Consider the following 7263-nt stretch of genomic DNA (forward strand, 5'->3'; position numbering starts at 1 on the left):
GAAGCCAATGACAAGAACACCCCGTATCCTCGTCGTCGGCACCGGCGACACCAAGGCCGACGAACTCCTGTTCATGCGCGACCGCATCGCAAAGGCGGGCGGCGTGCCTGTCATGATGGACGCCAGCGTTCTCGGCGAGCCGCCCTATCGCCCGGAATACAACAGGCATGCCGTCGCCGCCGCCGCTGAGACCACCATCGATGCCGTGGCCGCCAGCGGCGACGAGAACACGGCCATGACGGCGATGGCGCTCGGCGCCTCGCGCCTGGCGAGCAAACTTCAGGAGACCGGCGAGATAGACGCTTTCATCGCGGTCGGCGGCACGATGGGGACCGATCTGGCGCTCGATGTGGCGCTGGCGCTGCCACTCGGCGTGCCGAAATTCGTGGTGTCGACTATCGCCTATTCGCATCTCATACCGCCCGAGCGCATCGCACCCGACCTGATGATGATCCTCTGGGCAGGCGGCCTCCATGGCCTCAACGGCGCATGCAAATCGGTGCTGTCGCAGGCCTGCGGCGCGGTGGTCGGCGCGGCGCGGCACGTCTTGAAGCCGGCGAAGGACGACCGGCCGGTGATCGGCATGAGCTCGCTCGGCAAGAGCTGCCTGACCTACATGGTTTCGCTCAAGTCGGAACTGGAGCGGCGCGGCTACGAGGTGGTTGTCTTCCACACCACCGGAATGGGCGGCCGGGCGATGGAATTGATCGCCGCGAGGAATGGTTTTGCAGCGGTAATGGATTTCAGCCTGCAGGAACTCGCCAATTATCTGAACGGCTCGGTGGTGAATTCCGGCCCCGACCGGCTGGAAAATGCCGGCAGAGCGGGCATTCCCCAGATCGTTGCGCCGGGCGCAATCGACATGGTGGACTTTCCGACCTGGCAGCCGGTGCCGGAAGTTTTCGCCGACCGTCCCTACCACGCCCACAACCGGCTAATCGCCTCGGTGACCTGTGGCGCCGAAGCCCGTCGCCGCATCGCCCGCGCCATCGGCGACAAGCTCGCCGCCGCAACTGGTCCGGTCGCTTTCGTGCTGCCTTCCGGCGGTATCCAGCAATGGGACCAGGAAGGCGAGCCGCTGCACGACCCCGACGGGCTTGCGGCCTTTGTCGATGAAATGCGTTCGGCCATCCGCGAGCCGACCGAATTGCACGAGATCGAAGGACACATCAACGGCGAGGCTTTCGTGAGTACAGTGCTCGCCATTTTCGACCGCTGGGTCGCGGCGGGAATCGTTCCCGCCGGCAAGGGGCGTGACAACCAGGTCGGGGATCGGGAAGTGCTGCTGGCGGCGCTCGACAAAGCGACGGAGCGCTTCGCCCACTAGTATCGACAGCTCCGGATTTGCGTGGGCGCTGTGCCGGAAAGCCGGCGCGAAACAGCTTGACTCGGATTTCAGCACCGCCTTTACTGACCGCCACTTCGACATTGATGTTTGGCATTTGGGCCTCGTTCCGGGAATGAAACCTGGGGTGGGGCCCTTTTGCTTTTTGGGCGTTCAGATGGCAGGCGAAAGCGTCATTCCGATAGGCATCCTGTTCTCGCGCTCGGGTCCATACGCGGAACCGGGACAGGAGGGATTCGATGGCGCCATGGCCGCCATCGACGAAGTGAACCGCGACGGAACCTTTCCGTTCTCGCTCGACCCGGTAATCCGCGATCCGCAAGGCAATACGGACCGCTATGCGCCATTCTGCCGGGAAATGGTCGGGCAGGCCGGCGTGCGGCACGTCGTGGGCTGCACGACATCCTGGAGCCGCAAGGAGGTGATCCCTGTCGTCGAAAAGATGGATGCGCTGCTGTGGTATCCTTGCGTCTACGAGGGCTTCGAAGCGAGCGAAAACGTCGTCTACGTCGCCGCCTGCGCCAACCAGCACCTGCTGCCGCTTCTCGACTACATAATTCCACGCTTCGGGCGCGATCCGTTGCTGCTCGGCTCCAATTACATCTGGGGCTGGGAGACCAACCGCATCGCCCGCGAGGTCGTCACCCATTCGGGCGGCACCGTCCTGGCGGAGCGCTACGTGCCGATCGGCGATTCCGACATCGCCCATCTGATCGCGGAGATCCGCGCCAAGCGCCCGGATTTCATCCTCAACAATCTGATCGGCTCCTCCTCCTACGCCTTCCTGCGCGCCTACCATGCGCTCGGCCTGGAGGATCCCTCGTTCCGGCCGGAAAGCCGTCCGGTGATAAGCTGCAACCTCTATGAGGGCGAGATCGCCGACCTAGGCGGGGCTGCGGCCGGACACTATTCGGTCAGTTGCTATTTCCAGTCGCTGCAGACCGAGGAGAACCGGCTGTTCCTGGAACGGATCGGCGCCGCGAACCGCACCCAGCCCGTCACGGCGTTCTTCGCCGAGAGCTATGCGAGCGTGCTGATGATCGCCAATGCGATCCGTAGCACCGGCGCCGATGCCATCGAGCCGGTGCTTTCTGCCGTGACGACCGAAGCCCTGCCCTCCCCCTTCGGGAATATCCTTGTCGACCGGCGGACCAACCATGTCGCCATGCCGGCACATATTGCACGCGCCGGTTCCGACGGCGCATTCGAAGTGGTGCATGAAGCCCAGTCGGCGATCGAGCCCGACCCATTCTTGACGCGGACCCGATTTGGCGTGCCGACGAACGACCAATCCGAACAGGACGACAAATCCGGATTTCTGAGGGTGGTGCGATGACCGCCGGCAGACCCATTCCCTCGTTCGAGGGCTGGCGCGCTTTGGTCGTCCACCGGCCGCACGCCAATGTCGACGCCACCCTGCTCCAGTTCGAGCGCCTCGGCATATCGGCCGCGCACTGCTGGCCCGAGATGGCGGGCGATACTGGCCTCAGCCAATGGAACGTGCTCGTGATCGATGCGGATATGGGCTACGACGGCCAGTTTCCATGGCAGCCCGGCGCGGCCCCGATGCCGATCATTGCACTGATCGGCAGTGAAGCGCCGGGGCGCGTCTCCTGGGCGATGAACCAGGGCGCCGACGCGCATTTGCTGAAGCCAATCGGCAGCGCCGGGCTTTACAGCGCACTTGTCATTGCCCGCCATTCCTTCGCGCAGAGGACGGCGCTCGCCGGCGAAATCGCTTCGTTGCGCATGCGGCTGCAAAGCCGCGAGGCTTTGGCCGAGGCGACCGCGTTGTTGATGGTCCGCGACAACATCTCGTCAAGGGCGGCATTCCAGAAGCTCAGGATGCAGGCGATGAGCGAAAGGCGCGCCATCGAGCTGATCGCCGAGGAACTGATAGCGGCAGTCGATCTCGAGCGGAAACAAAGATGACCGTGCTCGAAAGCAGCCCCGAGGTTTTGCCGCAAACGCAGAGCATCCTTTCGCGGCTGCTGAGGCGGCCGCTTGCCATTTTCGGGCTGGCGGTCATCGCGATCGTGGTCATCGCGGCAGTTTTCGCACCATGGATCGTTCCTCACGACCCACACGAGCAGTTCTTCGAAGGCCTGAGCATCGAGGGAGCGCCGCTGCCGCCTGATTCCACCTTCTGGTTCGGCACCGACCTGGTCGGCCGCGACCTGTTCAGCAGGCTCATCTACGGCGCGCGAACGTCTCTGATCATCGGGGTTGTGGCCAACGGCATCGCCGTGCTCATCGGCTCGATGGTCGGCATCACCGCGGGTTATTTCGGTGGCTGGGTAGAGGCCGTCCTGATGCGCTTCACCGACCTCATGATGGCCTTCCCGGCGCTGCTTCTCGCCATCGTGCTCGCCGCCATCTTCACGCCCAGCCTGTGGATCGTCGCTCTGGTCATCGCCATGGTCAACTGGGTGCAGATCGCGCGGGTTCTCTACACCGAGACCCGCGCCTTGGCCGAGCGCGACTTCATCCAGGCCGAACGCGCCATGGGCGCCGGCGCGCTGCGCATCATGCTGCGGCACATCCTGCCGCATCTCGTCTCGACAATCATCGTCTGGGCGACGCTCGGCATCGCCACCACGGTGCTGCTCGAGGCAACGCTGAGCTTCCTCGGCATCGGCGTGCAGCCGCCCACCCCCTCCTGGGGCAACATCATATTCGAGAACCAGACCTATTTTTCCAGCGCGCCCTGGCTCGTCTTCATCCCCGGCGCGGCGATCCTGCTTCTGACGCTCGCCTTCAACCTCGTCGGCGACGCAATGCGCGACATCCTCGATCCGACGCAGCAAGGGCATCACTGATGGCCTATGTCGCGCGCCGCCTGCTGCAAAGCCTGCTGATCCTCGTCGGCATCAGCCTAGTCACTTTCGTGCTTCTCTATCTCGTTCCAGCCGATCCGGCCCGCCAGATCGCGGGACGAAGCGCGACCGCGCAGACGGTCGAGAACATCCGCGAGCAACTCGGGCTCAATCTTCCTTTTTACCAGCAGTATCTGCGCTATCTCGGCGACCTGCTGCAGGGCAACCTCGGCCGCTCCTATCTCCAGAAGACGGAAGTGGCGGAGCTGATCTGGTCCCGCCTGCCCGCCAGCCTGCTCCTGATGGCCGGCGCGATCGCTTGCGAGCTGGCGATCGGCCTTACCATGGGCGCCATCGCGGCGCTGCGGCGCGGCACTACGGTCGACAACTCGCTGATGGTCGTCTCCTTCGTCGGCGTCTCGGCGCCGCAGTTCGTGATCGGAATCCTGCTGCTTTATGTCTTCGCGGTGAGGCTCGAATGGTTCCCGATCGGCGGCTACGGAACCTTTGCGCATCTGGTCCTGCCGTCGGTTACGCTCGGGTTCCTCGGCGCGGGCTGGTACTCGCGCATGATGCGCTCGTCGCTGATCGACGTGCTTGGCCAGGATTACATCCGCACCGCGCGCGCCAAGGGACTGAAGCGGGCGCAGATCCTGTTCGTCCACGCCATGCCGAACGCCATCCTGCCGATCATAGCGATGATCGGCATAGATATCGGGCTGTTCATGTCCGGCATCGTCGTGGTGGAAAGCGTCTTCGGCTGGCCGGGCATCGGTCAGCTCGCCTGGCAGGCGATCCAGCGCATCGACATTCCGATCATCATGGGGGTCACGATGGTCTCGGCCTTCGCCATCGTGATCGGGAACCTGCTCGCCGATCTGATCGCGCCACTCGTCGATCCCCGCATCAAGCTTCGCTGAACCGACAAAACAAGAAACCCCAGAGAAAGGAACGCATGCCATGAAAAAACTGCTTCTTTCGAGCGCCGCCATAGCGGTGCTGGCGCTCGCCTTGCCTGCCCCGGCATTCTCCCAGGAGATCAAGCAGGGCGGCTCGATGACCGTGACCTACAAGGACGACGTGTCCACGCTCGATCCGGCGATCGGCTATGACTGGCAGAACTGGTCGATGATCAAATCGCTGTTCGACGGCCTTATGGACTACGAGCCCGGCACGACGACACTGAAGCCCGACCTCGCCGAATCCTACGAAATCTCGCCGGACGGCCAGACCTTCACCTTCAAGCTGCGCCAGGGCGTCAAATTCCACAATGGCCGCGAACTGACCGCCGAAGACGTGAAATATTCGATCGAGCGCGTCGTAAACCCCGCAACCCAGAGCCCCGGCGCCGGCTTCTTCGGCTCGATCAAGGGTTTTGAGGAAGCGAGCGCGGGCAAGGCGGACAGCCTCTCCGGCATTACCGTCGTCGATCCGTATACGATCGAGTTCGAACTGTCGCGGCCCGACGCCACCTTCCTGCATGTCGCCGCGATCAACTTTGCCCACGTGGTCCCCAAGGAGGAGGTGGAGAAGCATGGCGCCGATTTCGGCAAGCATCCGGTCGGGTCGGGCGCCTTCAAGCTGGCTGAATGGACGCTCGGCCAGAAGCTCGTCTTCGAGCGGTTCGCCGACTACTGGAACAAGGGCCTGCCGAAGCTCGACCAGATCACCTTCGAGGTCGGGCAGGAGCCGATCGTGGCGCTGCTTCGCCTGCAGAAGGGCGAGATCGACATCCCCGGCGACGGCATTCCACCGGCGAAGTTCATCGAGGTGAAGGAAGATCCCGCATTCAAGGATCTGGTCATCCAGGGCGGCCAGTTGCACACCGGCTATGTCGCGATGAACGTGAAGATCAAGCCGTTCGACGATGTGAAGGTGCGCCAGGCCGTCAACATGGCGGTCAACAAGGACCGCATCGTGCGCATCATCAACGGCCGCGCGATCCCCGCCAACCAGCCGCTGCCGCCGACAATGCCGGGTTATGCCAAGGACTATGAGGGCTATCCCTACGATGTCGAGAAGGCGAAGGCCCTGATGGCCGAGGCAGGCCTGGCCGACGGTGTCGAGACCGAGCTGTTCGTCATGAACACCGACCCGCAGCCCCGCATCGCACAGGCAATCCAGCAGGATCTCGCCGCCATAGGCATAAAGGCTTCGGTGAAGTCGCTGGCACAGGCCAACGTCATCGCCGCCGGCGGCGAGCCAGACGGCGCACCGATGATCTGGTCTGGCGGCATGGCCTGGATCGCGGACTTCCCGGATCCTTCCAACTTCTATGGTCCGATCCTGGGCTGCGGCGGCGCAGTGCAGGGCGGATGGAACTGGTCCTGGTACTGCAATGAGGAACTCGACAGCCAGGCAGCCGCGGCCGACGCGATCGTCGACCCGGCGAGAAAGGCCGAACGCGAGGAGACGTGGCGCAACATCTACCTGAAGATCATGGAAGACGCGCCTTGGGCGCCGATCTTCAACGAGGAGCGTTTCTCGGTGCGCTCGGCGCGTATCGGCGGGGCGGACGAACTGTTCGTCGATCCCGTCCACATCCCCGTCCACTATGATCAGGTCTATGCAAAAGATGTGCAGTAGCTGCGACTACACAATCCACGGCAGGAGCCATCATTTCGGGTGGGATCATTCGCTCCCGCCCGCGCAGACTGTGGCGCCGGGCTCGACCATCCGCTTCGAATGCCTGGACAGTGGCGGCGGCCAGTTCAAACCCGACAGCACCGTCACCGATGTCTCCTCGCTCGACTTCTCCAGGGTCAATCCGGTGACCGGTCCCGTCTTCGTCGACGGGGCCGAGCCCGGAGATGCCCTGAAGATCACCATCGACGAGTTCGAACCGTCCGGCTTCGGCTGGACGGCGAACATTCCGGGCTTCGGCTTGCTGGCCGACCAGTTCACCGAACCGGCGCTGAATTTGTGGAAGTACGACGCCGCGGCCCTGACGCCGGCACTGTACGGCCGGAACGGGCGCGTGCCGCTGAAACCGTTCGCCGGCACGATCGGGGTTGCGCCGGCCGAGCCCGGTTTGCATTCGGTGGTGCCGCCGCGCCGGGTCGGCGGCAATCTCGATATCCGCGATCTCGCCGCCGGCACGAC

Annotated in this window: 7 protein-coding genes; all 7 read left to right on the forward strand. The window is 63.9% G+C overall.

Annotated elements, in window-relative coordinates; translation table 11 throughout:
- Positions 1–7 precede the first annotated feature (7 nt).
- Positions 8–1327, forward strand: coding sequence for a Tm-1-like ATP-binding domain-containing protein (locus MAXJ12_RS01160; protein ID WP_008833895.1), 1320 nt, complete (start codon positions 8–10; stop codon positions 1325–1327).
- Positions 1328–1502: 175 nt separating this feature from the next.
- Entirely contained in the window at positions 1503–2681 is a 1179-nt protein-coding gene (locus tag MAXJ12_RS01165; protein ID WP_008833896.1) for a transporter substrate-binding domain-containing protein, read from the forward strand.
- Entirely contained in the window at positions 2678–3277 is a 600-nt protein-coding gene (locus MAXJ12_RS01170; RefSeq protein WP_008833897.1) for an ANTAR domain-containing response regulator, read from the forward strand. The genes MAXJ12_RS01165 and MAXJ12_RS01170 overlap by 4 nt, the downstream gene beginning before the upstream one ends.
- Entirely contained in the window at positions 3274–4164 is an 891-nt protein-coding gene (locus tag MAXJ12_RS01175) for an ABC transporter permease (protein WP_008833898.1), read from the forward strand. Before MAXJ12_RS01170 ends, MAXJ12_RS01175 begins: the two co-directional genes overlap by 4 nt.
- Positions 4161–5081: an ABC transporter permease gene (locus MAXJ12_RS01180; RefSeq protein WP_040584544.1), complete on the forward strand. Its 921-nt coding sequence runs from the start codon at positions 4161–4163 to the stop codon at positions 5079–5081. Before MAXJ12_RS01175 ends, MAXJ12_RS01180 begins: the two co-directional genes overlap by 4 nt.
- Positions 5082–5121: 40 nt before the next feature.
- On the forward strand, positions 5122–6747 hold the full coding sequence (locus MAXJ12_RS01185) for an ABC transporter substrate-binding protein (RefSeq protein ID WP_008833900.1): 1626 nt from the start codon (positions 5122–5124) through the stop codon (positions 6745–6747).
- Positions 6737–7263, forward strand: a 527-nt coding sequence (locus MAXJ12_RS01190; protein ID WP_008833901.1) for an acetamidase/formamidase family protein, incomplete at its 3' end; no start/stop codon positions are given. The genes MAXJ12_RS01185 and MAXJ12_RS01190, both read left to right, overlap by 11 nt.

Source organism: Mesorhizobium alhagi CCNWXJ12-2, assembly GCF_000236565.1.
GTDB lineage: Bacteria > Pseudomonadota > Alphaproteobacteria > Rhizobiales > Rhizobiaceae > Allomesorhizobium > Allomesorhizobium alhagi.

What these genes read in the sequence shown, in the direction of transcription:
- MAXJ12_RS01160 (WP_008833895.1), top strand. Translation starts at nt 8, where the DNA reads ATGACAAGAACACCCCGTATCCTCGTCGTCGGCACCGGCGACACCAAG.
- MAXJ12_RS01165 (WP_008833896.1), top strand. Translation starts at nt 1,503, where the DNA reads ATGGCAGGCGAAAGCGTCATTCCGATAGGCATCCTGTTCTCGCGCTCG.
- MAXJ12_RS01170 (WP_008833897.1), top strand. Translation starts at nt 2,678, where the DNA reads ATGACCGCCGGCAGACCCATTCCCTCGTTCGAGGGCTGGCGCGCTTTG.
- MAXJ12_RS01175 (WP_008833898.1), top strand. Translation starts at nt 3,274, where the DNA reads ATGACCGTGCTCGAAAGCAGCCCCGAGGTTTTGCCGCAAACGCAGAGC.
- MAXJ12_RS01185 (WP_008833900.1), top strand. Translation starts at nt 5,122, where the DNA reads ATGAAAAAACTGCTTCTTTCGAGCGCCGCCATAGCGGTGCTGGCGCTC.